14 protein-coding genes are annotated in these 20,099 nt (G+C 65.0%); 1 reads left to right on the forward strand and 13 read right to left on the reverse strand.

Annotated features, from left to right (window positions below):
* Positions 1 to 53: 53 nt before the first annotated feature.
* Together F7O44_RS22135 and mshB are read right to left on the reverse strand one after the other, a co-directional pair.
* On the reverse strand, positions 54 to 470 hold the full coding sequence (locus F7O44_RS22135; RefSeq protein WP_162452451.1) for a DUF6113 family protein: 417 nt from the start codon (positions 468 to 470) through the stop codon (positions 54 to 56).
* A 48-nt stretch (positions 471 to 518) separates the two neighbouring features.
* Complete coding sequence (gene mshB, locus F7O44_RS22140; RefSeq protein WP_162452452.1) at positions 519 to 1,442, reverse strand: N-acetyl-1-D-myo-inositol-2-amino-2-deoxy-alpha-D-glucopyranoside deacetylase; 924 nt, start codon at positions 1,440 to 1,442, stop codon at positions 519 to 521.
* A gap of 212 nt (positions 1,443 to 1,654) precedes the next feature.
* Here mshB and F7O44_RS22150 point away from each other — a divergent pair, with 212 nt between their 5' ends.
* Positions 1,655 to 3,013 carry a sigma-54-dependent transcriptional regulator family protein gene (locus F7O44_RS22150; RefSeq protein ID WP_162452454.1) on the forward strand — a complete coding sequence of 453 codons (1,359 nt, stop codon included), beginning with the start codon at positions 1,655 to 1,657 and terminating at the stop codon, positions 3,011 to 3,013.
* 287 nt (positions 3,014 to 3,300) lie between these two features.
* On the opposite strand, the gene F7O44_RS22155 is transcribed toward F7O44_RS22150, so the two are convergent.
* The 11 genes from F7O44_RS22155 to F7O44_RS22205 form a co-directional block, all read right to left on the reverse strand.
* Positions 3,301 to 4,242, reverse strand: coding sequence for an ABC transporter permease (locus F7O44_RS22155; RefSeq protein WP_162452455.1), 942 nt, complete (start codon positions 4,240 to 4,242; stop codon positions 3,301 to 3,303).
* Positions 4,235 to 5,155 (reverse strand): ABC transporter permease, encoded by a 921-nt coding sequence (locus F7O44_RS22160; protein WP_162452456.1) that lies wholly within the window; start codon positions 5,153 to 5,155, stop codon positions 4,235 to 4,237. The genes F7O44_RS22155 and F7O44_RS22160 overlap by 8 nt, the downstream gene beginning before the upstream one ends.
* Before the next feature lie 93 nt (positions 5,156 to 5,248).
* On the reverse strand, positions 5,249 to 6,883 hold the full coding sequence (locus F7O44_RS22165; protein ID WP_162452457.1) for a peptide ABC transporter substrate-binding protein: 1,635 nt from the start codon (positions 6,881 to 6,883) through the stop codon (positions 5,249 to 5,251).
* Positions 6,884 to 6,965: 82 nt separating this feature from the next.
* Positions 6,966 to 8,840, reverse strand: a complete 1,875-nt coding sequence (gene typA / locus F7O44_RS22170) for a translational GTPase TypA (RefSeq protein WP_162452458.1) — start codon at positions 8,838 to 8,840, stop codon at positions 6,966 to 6,968.
* 192 nt (positions 8,841 to 9,032) lie between these two features.
* Positions 9,033 to 10,829, reverse strand: coding sequence for a BCCT family transporter (locus F7O44_RS22175; RefSeq protein ID WP_222851592.1), 1,797 nt, complete (start codon positions 10,827 to 10,829; stop codon positions 9,033 to 9,035).
* Positions 10,830 to 11,148: 319 nt separating this feature from the next.
* Positions 11,149 to 12,888: a BCCT family transporter gene (locus tag F7O44_RS22180; RefSeq protein WP_162452460.1), complete on the reverse strand. Its 1,740-nt coding sequence runs from the start codon at positions 12,886 to 12,888 to the stop codon at positions 11,149 to 11,151.
* 180 nt (positions 12,889 to 13,068) lie between these two features.
* Positions 13,069 to 14,109, reverse strand: coding sequence for an ABC transporter ATP-binding protein (locus F7O44_RS22185; RefSeq protein WP_162452461.1), 1,041 nt, complete (start codon positions 14,107 to 14,109; stop codon positions 13,069 to 13,071).
* Positions 14,106 to 15,281, reverse strand: coding sequence for an ABC transporter ATP-binding protein (locus F7O44_RS22190; RefSeq protein WP_162452462.1), 1,176 nt, complete (start codon positions 15,279 to 15,281; stop codon positions 14,106 to 14,108). The genes F7O44_RS22185 and F7O44_RS22190 overlap by 4 nt, the downstream gene beginning before the upstream one ends.
* Positions 15,281 to 16,210, reverse strand: coding sequence for an ABC transporter permease subunit (locus F7O44_RS30580; protein WP_162452571.1), 930 nt, complete (start codon positions 16,208 to 16,210; stop codon positions 15,281 to 15,283). The genes F7O44_RS22190 and F7O44_RS30580 overlap by 1 nt, the downstream gene beginning before the upstream one ends.
* A 97-nt stretch (positions 16,211 to 16,307) precedes the next feature.
* On the reverse strand, positions 16,308 to 17,819 hold the full coding sequence (locus F7O44_RS32035; protein ID WP_162452463.1) for an ABC transporter permease subunit: 1,512 nt from the start codon (positions 17,817 to 17,819) through the stop codon (positions 16,308 to 16,310).
* 156 nt (positions 17,820 to 17,975) lie between these two features.
* Positions 17,976 to 19,784 carry an ABC transporter substrate-binding protein gene (locus F7O44_RS22205; RefSeq protein ID WP_162452464.1) on the reverse strand — a complete coding sequence of 603 codons (1,809 nt, stop codon included), beginning with the start codon at positions 19,782 to 19,784 and terminating at the stop codon, positions 17,976 to 17,978.
* Between the last annotated feature and the right edge of the window lie 315 nt (positions 19,785 to 20,099).

Raw genomic sequence — 20,099 nt, forward strand, 5'->3', positions numbered from 1 at the left:
TAACAGTCGACCTGTTCAGCATGTGGACGGATAGTCCATCCGCCTCGCGCATCTTACTCGACATATGTCGAATTGTTCTCTTCAATTCTGACCACTTTGTCGCCCTGCGGGCGACCTGCTCCCATTCCGAGAGCCACCGATACCGCCATAGCCCCGCCGAACAACAAGGTGAGCCCGGCCGCGTCACCGGCGATCACAACATCCCCCGCCGACCTCGGCTGGGCGAGCACCAGTATCGGCGCAAGCCAAGCGAGTCCCACCCAAGCAATCCCCCACCGGGTACGAGCAGCGTACCGGGCAAAGACGGAGATCCCAAACACCGCACCGAGCGCCAGTGCGAGGCCGGCCGGACTGGCCCACCGATGAAGGAACGCACCCGTCACCGCGACGATGACCGCCAGACCCCCAAGCGCCGCGACCAGCAGCAGCCGCGCGGCCCTGCCGACCCGGGACGCCTCGAAACTAGCCACCACCCACCCCGTTCGACACCGGTCTCGAGGCCACCCGCAGCCGTCCCGTCATATCCCAAGACCGGCGAAGAGGTCGGGCTCGTAGCCCGTCGCGGGATCGGCAGGACCAGCCGTGCCGCACACCAAGCGATAGTGCTCCGTACCCCACATCTCGTGGCCGACCTTGTCCGACAACGCGAAGAACGGACCACTCACGTCGATCTGAGTGGGATGGGCCCTCATGGCGGCGGCCTTCTGCGCCAGCCACGCCCGGCCGTCGACCGCGGCCGTGATGTCGGCGTCGTCCACCACGAATCCCATCTCATCAGCGGATTCAACGCCGCGGAAAGGATTGTCCGGGTGTTCTTTCATGCGTTCGATGGCATGCTGAATGACACTGCGCGGCATAGCGGTCCAGTACATCTTGGCCGGACTCCACGGCGCGCCGAGATCCGGGCGATAGCTGGCAACACCTGCCAGAACAAAAGCGTAGGTGGTGACCCGGTGCGCTTGAATGTGATCGGGATGCCCGTAACCTCCGTTCTCGTCATAGGTCACGACCACTTGAGGCCGGACCTCGCGAATCACCTCGACCAGGTGATCGGCAGCCTCTCGAAGGTCAGCCATCCAGAAACTGTCCGGACGGACGTCGTCCGGTGCGACGGCGCGACGGCCGTGCTCATCCCATGCCATACCGGAGTCCCGGTAGCGGCCGGCGCCGCCCAGAAAACGGAAATCGGTGACACCGAGCTCGGCCATAGCCGCTTCCAACTCCTTGATCCGGTGCTCGCCGAGACCGTCCTCGCGCTCCGGCGCGAGATGCTCGAGCTCCGGCACCAGGATTTCGCCCTGCTCGCCTCTGGTACACGTGACCAGCGTGACGCGGGCCCCTTCGGCCACATAACGAGCCATCGTGGCGCCGGTGCCGATGGTCTCGTCATCAGGGTGAGCATGGACCAGGAGAATGCGGCGCTGAGCATCGTTTTCGACCATGACCGCAACGATAGTCACGCGCTCCGACAAACACGCCATCGCCCGCCGGGCTCGGACGGGTCCGGCGCAAGACCAGGGTCCCGACGGCGGACATTACTCTTGTACGGAGTACAGCTGGCGACAGCCGTTCCTGGTCGCCTGAGCGCAGGGCACGCAGATGTGCATGGTGGGTTCATACAACGCGAGCCGGATGTCGAGGGGACGATCGATCGATGGGTAGACCGCGGTACGGAGATGGCATCGCAGCTGCGCTGGCGCTGCCGCCCGGCGTCGACGCACGCCGCCGTTGGCGCAGCACGGCGCGCGCTCGCGAGTCGTTTCTCAGTTCGGCGACGGCGCCGACGTGGTTGCGGCCACTGATCCGCGATTCGTGGGAACGCTCCATGAAGTACCGCGTCAACCCAGAGACCAAAGCCGCTCCCGTGCTCCTGGACAGCGACGAGGTCGCCGAGACTCTCCGCGCGAACCCGCTGCGGGCCGCCATCCCGATCCTGCAACGTCTTCTCGTCGAGCCGGCGACCGACGCCGGCGTCATCGTCGCGCTGGCCGACAACGACGCCCGGGTCCTCTGGATCGAAGGAGACAACCATCTGCTGCGTAAAGCCGAGGCAATACACGCGGTGAGCGGCTCGGTCTGGACAGAAGGGCTCACCGGCACCAATGCGCTCGGCACCGCGCACGAGCTCGGCGCGCTCGTGCAGATCTTCGGCAGCGAACACTTCGCGCAACCAGTACACGCATGGAGCTGTACGGCAGCCCCGCTCCGAGACCCGGCCACCGGCGAGATCTGCGGGTATGTCGACATCACCGGGCACGACGAGGTCGCATCTCCCCAATCCGCGCTGCTGATCAGATCGGTCATCGCCGCTGTCGAGGCCGAACTTCGGCTAAAGCGAACCGAACGGGCACGCCCGGTGCGTCAGGCCCGGCGGGGCCCCGCGGCCTACCTACGCATCCTGGGCCGGGACCGCGGGCAGCTGACGGTGAACGGCCAAAGCGCCGAGCTCAGCCTGCGGCACACCGAGCTACTCCTCCTTCTCGCGGTTCACCCGGATGGGCTGTCGGCCGGCGAGCTGGCCTGGAAGATGTACGAACAAGACGCCGCTGAGGTCACTGTCCGCGCCGAGGTGTCCCGGCTGCGCAAGGCCTGGCCGACACTCGTCGCGCCTACGTCGCCGTACCGGCTGAACGTTGAGCTGAAGACCGATGCCGCTGATGTCGCGGAGAGTCTGCAGCGGGGTGCGTACCGTCGCGCCCTGGACCTTTACCGTGGTCCCGCCCTTCCCCGGTCTGAAGCGCCCGGCGTCGCCGAGCACCGCGATCACCTGCACGAATGGCTACGTCAGGCATTGCTGCGATATGCCGGCGTGGACGTGCTGCTCCGCTACGCCCGTTCAGTCCCTGGCCGGGACGATCTCGAGGTGTGGCAGGCGTGCCTCGAGCGCCTGCCCAACGGGTCACGCCGCCGCGCCGAGGTCGAAGCCGCCGTCGGAGGTCTGCAGGACACGTTCGGGTTCCCTGGTGATCTGCACCGCAACGGGCTTGCAACGCGGCGCACGCTACCGTCGTGACGTGATCGGGCCGGGCGTCCGCGAAGACCATCGTCCACGTCCGCCTGGTCACACCTTTCGAGGGGAGCCAAAGACTCGTGGCGTGTTGACTACACGTAGCCCCACATCCGTCAACACGCCACGATCCCTCTTCTGGGCGTGCGGCCTCGTAGCGGCCCCGGCAACTTAGAGCCTGTTCCTGAACCCCGACGAGCTGCGGCGGGCATCAGCGAGGAAGGCCGACGGCGAAGCCTCTCTCCGACCGATACTGCTGGGCGAGGAGAGATTCCATGTGTCGGAGCCGTTTATCAGCGCCGGGACCGCGGATCGAGCGCCCCGCGCACGGCATCGCCCAGCAGAACGAACGACAACACGGTGAGCGACAAGAACGCGCTCGGAAACAACAGCATGTGCGGCGACTGCCGGATGAACGCCTGTGCCTCGCCGATCTCCGTTCCCCATGACACCACCGGCGGTTGGAGGCCGATGCCGATGAAGGACAGCGTCGCCTCGACAGCGATGAACGTCCCGACGGCGATGGTGGCCCACACCAGTACTGGAGTGACGGCGTTCGGCAAGATGTGGCGCAGCAGGACACGGCAATGCCCCGCCCCCAGCGAACGAGCAGCGAGTACGTAGTCGGCCCGGCTGAGCTGGATCGTGGCCGCTCGCATGATCCGGGCGACGGTGGTCCACCCCAGGACGGCTAGCGCGAGCACAACCTTGCCCGTGGTCTGCCACGCCGCCGTGCGAGGGTCGGACGGAAAGGCGACGAGTACCACCAGAGCGCCGAGCAAGAGCGGGATACCGAAGAACAGGTCGGTGAGCCGGGACAGGATCGCATCGGCCCATCCGCCGAAATAGCCTGCGAGCAGCCCGATCGTTCCGCCGACGATCACTGCGGCTGCCGTGGCGCAGAACCCCACCACAAGCGATGCGCGGGCTCCGTAGATGGTCCGGGCGTACAGATCGCAACCCTGGAGGTTGTAGCCGAAGTACGCGCCGTCGCCCGGCCCTCGCCGGGAAAACTCCAGGACACAGTATCCGGGATCCCGCGTGGTGAACAGCCCGGGAGCCGCCGCCATCAGCGCAAAGACCAGGATCACTGCGGCGGCCGGATAGAAGACCGGACTGGTCCGCAGAGCACGCCACATCGGGGCCCGGTCCACCGTGACGCCGTCTCCGGTAGCGGCGACCGTGCCGTGCCGCTGGCTCGGCGGATCGGGCGTCCGGCCCAGCCGCCTAGCCAAGGCGGATCCTCGGGTCGAGCAGCGGATACAGCAGGTCGATCACGAGGTTGACCAGGAGGAACGCCAGCACGAGTATGGTCACCGCCGCCGTCACGGTGCCGATCTCGCCGCCGCGGATGCTGCGCAGGAGCAGGTCACCGACGCCGTTGATGTTGAAAATCATCTCGACGACAACGGCGCCGCCGAGCAAACTGCCGAAGTCGGCCCCAGCCAGCGTCACCACGGGGATCAGCGAGTTCCGCACGCCGTGGGCCAATACCACTCGTCGCCTCGACAGCCCTTTGGCCACCGCCGTGCGCACGTGCTCGGAGTGCATGTTCTCGATCAGGCTGGACCGCATCAGCCTCGCCACGAACGCCAGCGACAAGCTGCCCAGGACGAATGCCGGCAGAATCAGCGACCCCAGGCTGCCGTCGGACGTCACGGGAGCCCAGCCGAGCTGCACGCCGAAGATCGCCTGCGCCAGCAGGCCGGCCACGAAGACCGGTATCGACATCACGAACAGGGTGCTCACCAGGACGAGGTTGTCGAGCAGACCGCCTGGACGCAACGCGGCGACGATGCCCGCGACGACCCCGATCACGATCTCTACCAGCACCGCCAACGCGGCAAGCTGGAAGGTGACCGGAAACCGCTGCCACAGCTCGTCCGCGATCGGCACTCCTGCGAACGTCGTTCCGAAATCACCGGAGAGCAGCCCGGCCATATAGTTCAGGTACTGCAGGATCAGCGGATCCGCCAGGTTGTAGGCCTCGGTCATCCGGTCGATGTAACTCTGCGGGCACGGCGTGGAGCCGCACCGTCCAGCCAACGGGTCGCCTGGCAACGACCACATCATCGTGTAGATGAGAAACGTCGTCCCGATCATCACGGGCACGAACTGCAGCAGTCGTTTGAGGATGTACCGGCCCATATCGACAGCGATCCGGTTCTATCGTCCGCTGCCCGCGGACCGGCACGAGTTCCGGCGACCTCTGACAGCGGCCATAGGCATCGTGACGCCCGGCTACCTGAGCGTCACGTTGAGCAGGTCGACGCTCTGGAACGGGGTGATCTCGACGTGGTCCACACGTGTCGAATAGCCGGCGACGGTGCTCGCGTACCACAGCGGTATGGACGGCATTCCCGAAGACAGTAATGACTCCGCGGCGTTGTACCGGTCGATCGCGTCGTCGCCCTGCATCGATGCCGCCTCGCCGATGAGCTCGTCGAACTCCGGGTCGCTGAAGTCGCCGTCGTTGGAAGGCGCACCGGTCGAATAGACCGGGCCGAGAAAACTCTCGATGCTCGGATAGTCCGCTTGCCAGACATTCCGGAATATCCCGCCGATCTCGCGCGCTTGGATCTTCGTCCGGAAGGTGCCGAAATCGGCTACGGGCACTCCGACACACTCGATGCCGAGCGTGTTGTGGATGCTGTTGCAGGTGGCGTCGACCCATGGCCTGTTCTCGCCGTCGGCGTTGTACGTCAGCGTCAAGGTGTCCGAGTAGCCTCCGGCCTCTTCCAGCAACTCACGCGCGCGGTCGGGCTGGAAGGTGCAGTACTCTCCGCACACGTCCGGCTCGTAACCTTCGACTCCGGGCGACACCCAACCGGTGGCGGGCTCGCGGGTGCCGTGAAAAATGTTGTCGATGATGGCATCCCGGTCAATGGCCATCGAAATGGCCTGCCGCAGACGCGGATCCGCCAGGGCGGGATCGACCGACTCCGGCGCGAATGTCACCTTGCTGACAACCAGCGCCTCCCGCTCCACGAAACGATCACCGAGGTCGCTGCGGTAGGCGTCGTCCGCCAACGCCGAAGACGGCAAGTGCGGCATGATGTCGAGATTGTCGGCCTGCAGATCGCCGTACGCCGCCGTGTCGTCCTGATAGATCCTGAAGATCACTTCGTCGATTTGCGGCCGGCCCGCTCCTTGATATCCCGGGTAGGCTTCGAGCCGGATCTCCGCACCAGGTACCCATTCGGCGAATTGGAACGGCCCGGAGCCGACTGGCGCATCTCCGTATGCTTCCGGATCGGCAAAGAATTCTTCCGGTAGCGGCGCGTACGCCACGTAACCGAGCCTTAACGGAAATGACGACTCCGGTTGGGAGAGGGTGACAGTAAACTTCATGTCGTCGTCCACCTGTAACCCAGACATTTCTTCTTCGCGGACCATATCTGGCGTTATCTCGCCGCCGGAGAATTCATCCTCGTCCAGGTCGCTGGGCTGTAGTTCGTCATATCCTTCGATAGCCTGAAAGAACCGAGAGTTCACCGCACCATTGGGTGCGTAGGCCGCCCAATTCCACGCGTCGACGAAACTATGCGCGGTAATGGCCTCGCCGTTGTGAAAGGTCCAGCCCTCTTCGAGCGTGACGACCCACGTCTGGTTGTCGTCCGACTCGATGGATGCCGCGATCTCGTTCACCGGCTCGGCGGTCTCCGGGTGGTATCGCACCAGCTTGGAGAAGAGCTGGTCGACAACCTGACCACCGCACGACTCCGCCGTCCAGGCGGGGACCAGAGGGCTCTGAGGGTTGCACCCCCTGACCGAGACCGAACTCGAACCGTCCCCGGCAGGATCGCTGTCGGCACCGCACGCACTCAGAATCACGATGCCAACCCCGAGCACCGCACCGCGAGCAGACCAGCCCATCGAGCTCCTCCTTGCTTCTCCCACACGCGGCCCACCGCCACGTTACGGGATGGCGGAATTCGAGCCGCCCCGCCCCTGGACTTTAGGGCTGAGAGTGTTTCCGTCGCGCAGCGGTACGTGCTCGCTCCGTAGCGTTCAAAACCACCTTCCGCAAGCGCACAGCTGCCGCGGTGACTTCCACACATTCATCGTCACGGCAGAACTCTAGCGCCTGTTCGAGCGAGAGCCGGCGTGGTGGAATCAAACGCTCCAGTTCGTCCGCGGTAGAAGAACGGACATTTGTCAGTTTCTTCTCCTTTGTGATGTTGACATCCATATCGTCAGGCCGGGAGTTCTCGCCGACGATCATTCCCTCGTAGACCTCTGTCCCGGGTTCGACGAACAGGGTGCCGCGCTCCTGGAGGTTGAACATCGCATACGACGTCGCCACGCCGGTACGGTCGGCGACCAGCGATCCGGAGCGGCGAGTACGCAGCTCGCCGAACCACGGCTCATACCGGTCGAAGACATGGTGCGCGAGCCCGGTCCCACGAGTCTCGGTCAGGAAGTCGGTGCGGAAGCCGATCAGACCACGAGCCGGAACGACGAACTCCATCCGGATCCACCCGGATCCGTGGTTGGTCATGTGTTCCATACGCCCCTTGCGGACCGCAAGCAGCTGCGTGACGGCGCCGAGATACTCTTCCGGACAGTCGATTGTCAGCCGCTCTACCGGCTCGTGCACCTTGCCTTCGACCTCACGGGTCACCACCTGCGGCTTGCCGACCGTGAGCTCGTACCCTTCCCGGCGCATGGTCTCCACGAGCACCGCCAGCGCGAGCTCACCGCGACCCTGCACCTCCCAGGCGTCGGGACGCTCGGTGGGCAGCACCCGCAGCGACACGTTACCGACGAGTTCGGTCTCGAGTCGGTCTTTGACCAGCCGGGCGGTGACCTTCGACCCGCGAACGCGGCCCACCAAGGGCGACGTATTCGCTCCGATGGTCATGGACAGCGCGGGCTCGTCGACCGTGATGAGCGGCAACGGCCGCGGATCTTCGGGATCAGCCAGCGTCTCACCGATGGTGATGTCCGGAATCCCGGCCACGGCAATGATATCGCCCGGGCCGGCGGAGTCGGCTGAAACACGGTCCAGCGCTTCGTTGACGAGCAGTTCAGTGATCTTGACCCGTTCGACGCTACCGTCTTTCCGGCACCATGCGACCTGCGAACCCTTCACGATCTCGCCTTCTCGGACCCGGCACAGCGCCAACCTGCCGAGGAACGGCGATGCGTCGAGGTTGGTCACATGGGCCTGCAGCGGCGCGCCTTCGGTGTAGACCGGCGACGGGATCGTCTCGAGAATGGTCTGCACAAGTGGCCCGAGGTCTTCGGAGTCCGGCACCGCGCCGTCGGCCGGCCGCTCGAGAGAGGCCTTGCCGTCGCGGGCGCACGCATAGACCACCGGAAAGTCGAGCATCGTCCCCAATGCGTCCCCGGCGATGTCTTCGGCGAGGTCGAGCACGAGGTCGTAGGACTCTTCCACGACCTCGGCGATCCGCGCGTCCGGCCGGTCGGTCTTGTTGACCACGAGAACGATCGGCAGGCCGGCGGCCAGAGCCTTGCGCAGCACGAACCGGGTTTGCGGCAGCGGTCCCTCGCTGGCATCGACCAGCAGCACTACCCCGTCAACCATCGACAGGCCGCGCTCCACCTCACCGCCGAAGTCGGCGTGGCCGGGCGTGTCGATGATGTTGATGGTGGTCTCGCCCCATCGCACCGCGGTGTTCTTGGCGAGGATCGTGATGCCTTTCTCACGCTCCAGGTCGCCGGAATCGAGAACTCGATCGGCCACGTCCTGGTTGGCGCGGAAAACGCCGGACTGCCAGAGCATGGCGTCGACAAGAGTGGTCTTGCCGTGATCGACGTGGGCGACGATAGCGACGTTACGGAGATCGTCGCGACTGCGCATGGGCATGCGGAAGGGCTCGTTTCAATTAGTTGGGGCTGACGCCCTATGGTACGAGCCCGCACGGAGAACATCGACAAACGCCCCGGGCGCTCGCGAGTGAAGGCACGCTCGACGGCAGACTTTTAGGGCCCTGTGGTTGAGGGATAGGTGCAGCCAGGGCTACACCTATCCCTCAACCATCGACAACGACGGAGGCTGCTAGGCGCGGGTTGGCCTAGGACGTTGGGGATCGTCGTCGTCGCGTCGACTCTGCTGGGACTCCTCGCCGTTTCCGGCCACACCGATTTCTTCCAGTGCATGGTCGATGCGCTCGTCGACCTGGTCGCCGAAATGATCGTCGAAGTTCTCGGTGAGATCACCGGTCACATGCGCACTCACGTGGCGTTGCAGTTCCTCGCGCCGAGAGCGCCGTTCGGCCGCCTGCAGAACCCGGTACTCAGCCTTCAGCGACCGGTACGTGGCGACGCACATCGCGAGCATGACCACGCTGAACGGCAACGCCATGATGATCGCGCCGGTCTGCAGGGCGCCGAGGCCACCAGCCAGGAGAAGGCCGGCCGCAACGGCGCCTTCCAGCACACAGAACAGCACCCGGCTCCAGATCGGCGGCTCGGGGTTCCCGCCGGAGGCGAGCATGTCGACGACCAGTGAACCGGAGTCCGACGACGTGATGAAGAAGATTGCCACCAGCACCACGACGGTCACTGTCAAGATCCCGCTGAGCGGCAGGTCGTCGAGGAAGTTGAACAGGACGTTCTCGGAGATCACCCGGTCGAAGGCGCCCTCCTCGTCCCGGTTCACGAGGCCGCCGTCGCCGTAGAGCTGCCGGTGCAGGGCGCCACCGCCCAGAACCGCGAACCAGAGGAAGGTCACCGTGGTGGGCACGATCAGCACACCCGCGACGAACTCACGGATGGTGCGGCCCTTCGAGATGCGCGCGATGAACACACCGACGAAGGGCGCCCAGGAGATCCACCAGCCCCAGTAGAAGGTCGTCCAGGCACCTTGCCAGGACTGCCCGGCGTCCTCCGTGTACGCGCTGGTATCGAACGTCGCCGGGAGGACCTCCTGCAAATACGTACCGAACGACTGCACGAAGTCCCGCAGGAAGAACAGAGTCGGACCGAGGATCAGCAGGACGACGAGGAAGATCGCCGCCAGTCCCAGGTTGAAATTCGACAGCCACTTGATGCCCTTGCCGACGCCGGACACGACCGACACCGTGGCGATGGCGGTGATGATGACGATCAGAATGACCATCACCGTGTTGGTCGACTCGTCCACGACCCCCATCGACACCAGGCCGGCGCCGATCTGGCTGACGCCGAGGCCCAGCGAGGTGGCGACGCCGAAGACCGTCCCGATGACCGCGACGGTATCGATCAGATCGCCCAGCCAGCCCTTGACCCGCTCCGCGCCGAGCAAGGGCTCCAGCGCCCACCGGATGGAAACCGGACGTCCCTTGCGGTGGATGGCGTACGCCAGCGCCAGCCCGACCACCACGTAGATGGCCCAGGCGTGGAAGCCCCAGTGCAAGAAGGTCGTGGCCATGGCCTGGCCCGCGAGATCGGCACCCTCAGCACCGATACCCTCCATGCCGTGACCGTCCGGGCCGATGGCTTCGCCACCGTCGGTGCCGGGCTTGGGGGTGTCGTAGTGCATCAGTGGTTCCGCCGCGCCCCAGAAGACTAGGCCGATCCCCATGCCGGCGGCGAAGAGCATGGCGAACCAGGCCATCAGGCTGAAGTCCGGCGGGTCGTCGTCTTTGCCCAGTTTGATGTCCCCGAACCGGCTCAGTCCCATCCAGAGCGCGAATACGACGAAGACGGCCACGATGAGCACGTAGTACCAGCCGAACCCGCCGACGATGTTCTCCTGGATGGTGCCAAGAGCCTCACCGGCATCGTCGGGCCAGACCATGGTCACGATGACGGCGAGACCAATCACGATGATCGACGGGTAGAAGACCCACGGCGTCACCCCGCCCGGTGCCATCCTCGGCTGATATCTCGCTAGGTTCGATGATCGGCTCGGACTCGTTGTATCCGGCGGGGAACTCATAATTCGCCCTTCTTGTATGCGGCAACTCCGACTCCGAGGTCACAGCGGCACGAGCGCCGGCGATTCACACGAACCCGCCGAAACTCGGCTAGACCTCAGATGCCGTACTACCGTTGCGGGAGAAAGGCGAGCCGTCAAGCGCAACATGCCGACCGAACTGCCTCACCTGTCAGCAAGGACGTCCGTGACCTGCTACGTTTCCCCAAACGACCAAGCTGGTGACCAAGTTGTGATGTCGGACGAAGCTATTTAGTCACCGCCGGTCGGCCATCGCCTCGCTCACTTCTCCGGACACCTGCTGGCTGATTCGCTCGTCCATCTGTTCGCGCTGCTCCCGGCGCTGGGCCGCCAGGCGAACCCGGTGCTCGGCCTTCAACGACCGATACGTGGCCAGCACCATGGCGAGCATGACCACACTGAACGGCAGCGCCGTGATGATGGCGCCGGTGCGCAGCGCTTCCAATCCGCCCGCGAGCAGCAACCCCGCGGCCACGGCGCCCTCCAGGACCGCGAACATCACCCGGCTCCATGTCGGAGGCTCAGGGTCGCCACCGGAGGCGAGCATGTCGACAACCAGCGAACCGGAGTCCGACGACGTGATGAAGAAGATCATCACCAGCACGACGACAGCCACAACCATCACGCCACCGAACGGGAAATCCTCAAGCAGCTCGAACAGGGCGTTCTCGGGCACCACCCGTTCGAACGGGTCATCGGCGTCACGATCGACCAAGCCACCGTCGCCGTACAGGTGCCGGTACAGCGAACTGCCGCCGAGGACAGCGAACCACAGGAAGGTGACCAGTGTCGGCACGATCAGCACACCCGCGACGAACTCGCGAATGGTGCGGCCTCTAGAGATCCGGGCGATGAAGATGCCGACGAAGGGCGCCCAGGACATCCACCAGCCCCAGTAGAACGTCGTCCACCAGCCTTGCCACTCCTGTCCCGCCTCACCCGTGTAGGTTCCCGTGTCGAATGTCAGCGGAATCAGGTTCTGGGCGTACGCGCCGGTCGATTGCACCAGGTCGCGGAAGAAGAACAGCGTCGGTCCGATGATCAGCATCGCGATCAGCAGCGCGCCGGCGAGGCCGAGGTTGAAGTTCGACAGGTACCTGATGCCTCGCCGTAGTCCGGTGACGACTGAGATCGTCGCGATGAAGGTGATGATGACGATCAGCGTCACCGACGTCGCGGTGTCGGCTTCTTCCACCACACCCATCGACACGAGACCTGCCCCGATCTGCTCGACACCCAACCCGAGCGATGTCGCGACCCCGAAGATCGTGCCGATCACCGCCACCGTGTCGATCACATCGCCGAGCCAGCCCTTGACGCGCTGCGCCCCGAGCAGCGGCTCCAGCGCCCAGCGAATCGACACCGGACGTCCTTTGCGGTGGATCGCGTAGGCCAGCGCGAGCCCGACCACCACGTAGATGGCCCACGCGTGGATGCCCCAATGCAAGAACGTCTGGGCCATGGCCTGCTCCGCGAGGTCCCCGCCTTCCGCGCCGATCCCTTCCTGGCCGAACCCGTCTTCGTCGCCCGCGGCGCCTGGGTCCACCCCCGGCCTGGGCGCGTCGTAGTGCATCAGCGGTTCCGCGGCCCCCCAGAAGACCAAGCCGATTCCCATACCCGCCGCGAAGAGCATCGCGAACCAGGCGTAGAGGCTGAACTCGGGTTCTTCGCCGTCCTTTCCCAGGGTGATGTCACCGAACCGGCTGACACCCATCCAGATGGAGAAGATCACGAAGAACGCGACGATCACCACGTAGTACCAGCCGAAGCCCTGGACGATGTTGTCCTGGATCGTCTGCAGGACCTCGCCTACCCGGTCGGGCATGCTCATGGCCAGCACGCACACCAGCCCGATGATGGTGAGCGAGGGGAAGAACACCCATGGTGTTACCCCCCATGAGTTGCGTCTCGGCGTGTAGCTCGACAGTTCAGGGGAAGACTGTTCGGCATTCTGCGCGTGCTCTGGGCGGCTCATGGAGCGTGCCTCCCGCGTCCGGCGGCTAGATCATCACCGGAAGCCCATACCCAGTACGCCGAGAACTACGCGAGCGCGATGACAGGCCCTGGCCCAAACCCGTGCATGGCACGTTGAGTACACGCTGTACGGATCGAGATACCGGTTCCCAACGTGTATCCAGCGTGCCATGTGCCGCTCTCAGATGACCCTGGCGTTCGCCTCCGCGAAATGACACGCGACCGGGTGCCCCTGGCCACGATCAACCAGGGCGGGCTCCTCCACAGCGCAAATGTCCTGAGCCTTCCAGCAGCGAGTCCGGAACCGGCAGCCGCTCGGCGGATCCAGCGGGCTGGGGACATCGCCGGTGAGCAGAATGCGCTCGCGGGTCCGCTCCTGTTGCGGGTCGGCCGCGGGAGCCGCCGAGAGCAGCGCCTGAGTGTAGGGATGGGCCGGCTGTTCGTACACCTGGTCGCGGGTCCCCGTCTCCACGACCTTGCCGAGATACATCACGGCGACCCGGTCCGAGATGTGCCGCACCACCGAGAGGTCGTGGGCGATGAAGATGTAGCCGAGGTTGAGCTCCTGCTGCAATTCTTCGAGCAGATTCACGACGCCGGCCTGCACGGACACGTCAAGCGCGGACACCGGCTCGTCGAGAATCATCGCCCGGGGCGAGAGCACCAATGCCCGGGCGATACCGATCCGCTGCCGCTGTCCGCCGGAGAACTCGTGTGGGTAGCGGTTGCCGTGCTCCGGGTTCAGCCCCACCAGCTCCAGCATCTCGGCCACCCGTGCCTTGCCGCCGTCGCGGAACTTGCCGTGCACCTTCAACGGCTCGGCGATGATGTCGTTGACCGGCATCTTCGGGTTCAAGGACGCATACGGGTCCTGGAAGACGATCTGCAGGTCGCGGCGGACGGCGCGCATCTCCGCGGGCCCCATTGTGGTCAGCTCGTTGCCGTCGAACGTGACCGACCCGGACGTCGGTTTGTGCAGCTGCAGGATGGCCCGGCCGGTGGTCGACTTCCCGCAACCCGACTCGCCCACCAGGCCGAGTGTCTCGCCCGCGTCGACATGCATCGAAACACCGCTGACGGCCTGGACATAACCGACGACTCGACGGAACAACCCGCCACCACGGACAGGGAAGTTCATCACCAGGTCCGACACCTCGAGCAGGTGCTGTCCGGACGGAGCAGGTGCCGGCCCGCGGGTGGCATCGGTAGCTGTCGCGTTCATCGGTGCGCCTCGCTCTCCACCCGGAAGAACTCCGTGGGGTCTTCGGTCTCCGCCAGCCGGTTCCAATGGTGGCAAGCAGCCGTGTGGTCGAGCCCGTCCGTACTGCTCAACGGCGGCTCCTCCTGATGACAGACGTCGGTCGCCAGCGGGCAGCGCGGGGCGAACGGACAACCGGACGGCATGTTGATCAGTGATGGAGGCGTGCCCTTGATCGGCCGGAGTTTCTCTCCGCTCGCCGTATCAAGCGACGGAATCGAACCGAGCAGGCCCGCGGTGTACGGCATCCGCGGCCGGTAGAAGACCTCGTCCGTCTCACCGACCTCAACCGGGCGGCCCGCATACATGACGAGGACACGGTGCACCGTGCCGGCCACCACGCCGAGGTCGTGGGTGATCAGGATAATCGCCGAGTTGACCTCGTCCTTCACCTCCAGCAGTGTCTCCAGGATCTGGGCCTGGACCGTGACGTCGAGTGCGGTTGTGGGCTCGTCGGCGATGATCACATCCGGGTTGTTGATCACCGCCATCGCGATCATGGCGCGCTGGCGCATGCCGCCGGAGAACTCGTGCGGGTAGGCGCTCAGCCGCTGCCTGGGCTGCGGGATACCGACCAGGCCGAGCATTTCCTCGGCCCTGGCCAGCGCATGTTTACGCGGCATCGTCTCGTGCGACAAGACGGCTTCGGCGAGCTGGTCACCGATCGTGTAGACCGGGTTCAGCGCCGTCATCGGGTCCTGGAAGATCATCCCGATGCGCTTGCCACGCAGGGACCGCTGGCCTTTCTTGGACATCTGCAGGATGTCGTCACCGCGGTATCGGATCGTCCCGGTGATGCGGGCGTTCTTCGGCAACAGTCCCATGATCGCCATCGACGAGACCGACTTGCCGGAGCCGGACTCACCGACGATGCCCAGCACCTCGCGCTCGTGCACCGTATAAGACACACCACGGACCGCCTGCACCAGACCGTCGTCGGTGGGGAAGCCGACGGTCAGGTTCTCGACTCGCAGCACTTCCTCCTTGGACGGAGGTTTGACGGCGGAGATACCGGCGGCGATGTGTGCGTCACCGGCTGCCTGGCCGACGTCGGGCGTAGCCGCCCGGGCTGCTTCCGAACGTTCCGGGGTCACCCCCGGCTGAGCCTGCGCGGATGGGTTGGTAGGAATGCTCATCAGTCACGCACCCGGGTCTGTCGAGGATCGAAGGCGTCACGCAGGCCGTCGCCGATGAAGTTCACCGACAACGCGATGGCGACGATGAACATGCCCGGCCACCAGAACAGCCACGGCCTGGTCTGCATGGCCGTCTCATATCGGCTGATAAGTGAGCCCAGCGAGACATCCGGCGCCCGCACCCCGAGGTCCAGGTAAGACAGAGCGGTCTCCAACAGGATGCCGGCGGCGATGGCCAGGGTGGCGCTCACGATGATCACGCCGACCGTGTTGGGCATGATGTGTTTGAAGATGATCCGCGCCGACTTGGTGCCGGCTGCCCGGGCCGCCTCGACGAACTCCTTCTCCCGCAGCGAGAGGAACTCGCCACGCACCAGCCTGGCCAGGCCGGTCCAGGTCACCGCCCCGATGGCGATCCCGAGCGCTACGATGCCGGCGCGCCCAGCCGCTGCCGCGAGGATAGCCGCGAAGACCAGGGTAGGGATGGCGATCATCACGTCGGTGAACCGCATCAGCACCGCCTCGGTGCGGCCCCGGAAATAGCCTGAGGTGGCGCCGACCGTCGCGCCGATGACGGTGGACACGAAGCCGATCAGGAACGCGACCGTCAGCGATTGCTGCGTGCCACGCATGACGAGGGCGAAGTAGTCGACGCCGACGTTGTCCTGGCCGAACGGATGCTCACCGAGGCGGATGCCGTCCCCGCCCAGGAAACTGGGAACCACGCTGAGCGTCGGCCGGCCACCGTCGAGCACCGAAGCGGTCGACATGTAGCCCTTGTCCCACCATCCCGGGATCGGACCGACGCCGATGGACGAATACGCCAGGACGATGACGAAGCCGAGCGTGATCAACCCGCCCATCGCCGCGCGATGCCGGAAGAACCGCCGCCGGATGATCTCGGCCTGGGTCCGGGCGACGACGGCCATTCCTTCGGCGGCATCGGAGGTCTTGCGCCCCGATGTCGACGGCCGATCGGTCTCCGTGCTCACAGCCGCTCCCTCCTCAACTCAGTGATCATCTTCATCACGACACCCGGATCCGTGGGTCGAGGTAGGCGTAGGCGATGTCGGCCAGCATGTTGAAGACCACGATCGAGCCACCGGCGATCAGGAAGAACGCCATGACCGGTGGTGGATCCACTTCTTGCAGGCCCTTGATGAACATGTGACCCATGCCCTGCCAGCCGAAGACCCGTTCGGTGATCACCGCACCGCCGATGACAGCTCCGAAGTCGAACGCCATCAGGGTGGTCACGGGGATCAGTGCGTTGCGGAAGGCGTGCTTGGTGATCACCGTGCGCTCGGTGAGACCTTTCGATCGCGCCGTGCGCACGTAGTCCTGGTTCATCACTTCCAGCATGCTGGCCCGGCTGTACCGGGTGTATACGGCGAACGAGATCAACAACAGCGCCAGCGTCGGCAGGATCAGGTGTCCGATGGAGTCCAGGCCGGACTCCCAGAAGCTACCGCCGAAGTTCGGGGTGCTCGCGCCGATGGTGGAGATGGGCCGCCCGCGCACCCGGCTGAAGTAGTCGGAGTAGGCCTGCAGCAGATAGTCGATGAAGATCACACCACCGGTGAGGAACGCGGCAAGAGCTGCCACGGGCATCGCCTGCCGGCGGTGAATTCCGCCCACCATGTACCCCACACCCAGCCCAACCCCCACGGCGATGACCGCAAGCAGCAAGATGAGCAGCCAGTTCGGGTCCTCGAGAATGGGCTCGGAAAAGAGGTAGAACACGACGCCGATTCCGGCGGTGACCAATGCCGCGAGCAGCGGCTCCCGGTGCCGGAAACCGGCCACCAGGAACGTCGCACCTACTGCGCTACCTGCCGAGAGCACAACCACAGCCAGCAGTCCCAGCCCCGGATCGGAGAACCAGCCACTCGCCGACAACGCCCAAAACAGCCCTGCGGTCACCAGCGCGGCGGCAGCGAAAGACGTCAGCCGCCGCTGCCGGTTTCCGCCGAGAATGGCCATCCAGGCCAGCCCGCTCAACGCAGCCACCACGGCGAGCACCGGGAGCGCGATAGATGGGTCTCGCAGCCAGTTGTTGAACTGGATCGCGCCGTACTGTTTGAGCATGACCGCCACCCAGAACACGGGCAGCGAGAAGAAGAGGAACGCGGCGAAGGTCAGTGAGTAGTCGAAGCCGCTGTACTGCCGCAGCGCCGAGATGATGCCGATCGTGATCCCGCAGACGATGGCGAGCACCGTGGCCGCGATGACGAGTTGCATCGTGGCCGAGACGGCCGGGCCGAGGATGCCGCTGACCGACTGGCCGAACTTGTTCTCGCCCAAGTCACCGGTGAGCAGGCCGCTGAGCCAGGCCAAGTAGCGCACCGGGATCGGATCACTGAGCCGCATCCGTTCATGGCGAGCTTCGATCCGTGCCTGGGCATCACCTTCGTCCTGAACACCTCGCAGGTCTTCCATCGGGTCCCCAGCGATCGAGGCACCCCAGAAGACGATGAACGACGCGGCGAGCAGGGTGAAGATGGAGATGACCAGTCTTCGCACCATGAAGACGGCCACGCCTCACCTCCGAATTCGTCGGGAACGGGAACAAACAGGACGTGCTGTCGTCAGGAAACGGGGCCAGGAGCCGTGGGCTCCTGGCCCCGTACGTTTCGAGTTCCGGCTGCTGGACCAGCCCGTGGACCGGCCCAGCAGCGTGGAAATCGACCTGAACTACAGCGCCCGGTTCCATTCGTGCTTGGTGGAGGTGACGCCCTGCTGAGTCGGGTTGGGGGTGACGCCCGTGACGTCGTCTGCCCAGGCCAGCAGGTAGGGGTGGGTGAACAGCGGAATGGTGGGAATGTCGGCCCACAGCTCCGCCTCGATTTGCTTCACCAGCTCACGCTGAGCGTCGATGTCGACCTCCTGCAGGAGCTCCGCGTAAAGGTCGTCGACGGTCTCGCTGGAGTAACACTGGCTGTTGTTTCCGGTGCCTTCCGGCGTGCACGACGCGGGCGTCATGAACGTGGAGGCGGTGCCGGCCACGTAGCCGGAGCCGACCCAGGCGAACATCGCGATGTCGAAGTTGCCTTCCGGAATCTCCACACCGAACGGGTCGGACGATCCCGCATCGACGACATCCCAGCCGGCCTCGTTGCAGGCGTCGCGGATCAAGGCCACCTGGTCCTGGCGGCGCACGTTCGCCTCGGTGTAGACGATGCGCACCTCGGTGTCCACCATGTCCTTGTCCTCGAGGATCTGCCGGGCGCCCTCGATGTCCTGCTCGGCGTAATCAGGAGCGGCACTGCCCTCGACCTGGAAGTCGTAGTCATCCTGGAACGAGTACGTCAGCCGCGCGTCGAGCACCACGGCGTCCGGGTTGACCGGGTGGATCAGGTTCTCCACGATCAGCTCACGCGGCAGGCACTTGGCGAACGCCTCGCGCAGGTCGCGGTCCTCGAAGTAGTGACCCGAGCGCATGTTGAAGTCCACGTGCTCGTAGACGAACGACTCGTCGACGTGCACCTCGACGTTCTGCAGACCCTCGAGCTGGTCCACCAGGTCCGCGGTCGGCTGCGGGTCCATGATGTCGATCTCGAGGTTTTCCAGCGCCTGGGTCTGCTGCTGAGCATCGATGAACCGGAAGATGATGGTCTCCGCGGCCGGCGGGGTGCCCCAGTAGTTCTCGTTGTACTCCGCTGTGATCGACTGACCGGCTTGCCAGTCGGTCAGCTTGTACGGGCCGGACGACGGGATCAGCTCCTCGTCGAGCAGCTCACCCGGTGCCATGACCCAGCCGGTGTTGTAGAACTCGGCGGCCGGCAGCAGCGCGTCGACGTCGTCGTCGCGGATCGCTTGCAGCAGCTCTTCGTTGGTCATCCCGGCTTCACGGGCCACCACGTGTGCCGGCATGTCGACGGCATCGTAGAGAACCCAGCTGGCGTTTGGCGTCTCGTACTCGGCGGTCATCGTCTTGTCACCGAGCTCGCAGTCCGGCTTCACCCACTCGGCATAGCCGGTGGTGCCCGCGCTGGAGAACAGCGTCACCGGGTCGCCGTCGTCGTCGGTATCGGTGGGGTGCTCGTAGTAGCCCGACCTGGCCGCCCAGCCGAGCATCCAGTCGAGGCAGTCGATCGGCTCGCCGTCGGACCAGATGGCGTCCGGGTTGATGTTGAACTCCACCATCAGGGGGTCTTCGGACACGACGTCGTAGTTGCCGAACTCCTCGTTCGGGATCACCAGCCCGTCCGGGCCGTAGTCCCAGAAGTTGCCCTTCACCTGGTTGAGCACTTGGGTGTTGGCGGACAGATTGCCCTCGGACGTGTTGTTGGCGTAGTTGGTGAACTCCTGCTCGGCCGCATACGTCACAACGACGTCGTTAGGCGCATCGCCAGGGTCACCGTTCTCGTCGGCCTCGCCGTTCTCCTCGGCCGTGCCATTGTCGTCGGTCGCACCGTCATCGTCGCTGCCACAGGCGGCGAGCACGAGGGCACTTGCCGCGGCGACAGCGACAAACGCCGCGCCTCTGCGCTTGATAGTCAAGATGGGACTCCTCCGCACGTATTGGACCCAGACAGGCCCCAAAAAAGAGTTGACTCAGCCCACCATCCGTGATGGATGCGACACAAGTCACAGACAGAGACGTTACTGACCTGCAACTCAAGTGTCTCCAGATCGCGCGAAATATAACACTTAGGGCACGAAGATCAGCGGAAATTTTGTTGCAACCTCACATTCACACCGGACACCTAACTGAGGGCCCTCATAAACTCGAGTTATGACCACTCGATATGTAAGGCCCCACGAGCCGTGCCCAGAATCCGGTCATTTTCTGTCTGCACTGTGAGACGAGTGAGG

It is taken from the genome of Phytoactinopolyspora mesophila (assembly GCF_010122465.1).
In the GTDB taxonomy this organism is placed as follows: Bacteria; Actinomycetota; Actinomycetes; order Jiangellales; family Jiangellaceae; genus Phytoactinopolyspora; species Phytoactinopolyspora mesophila.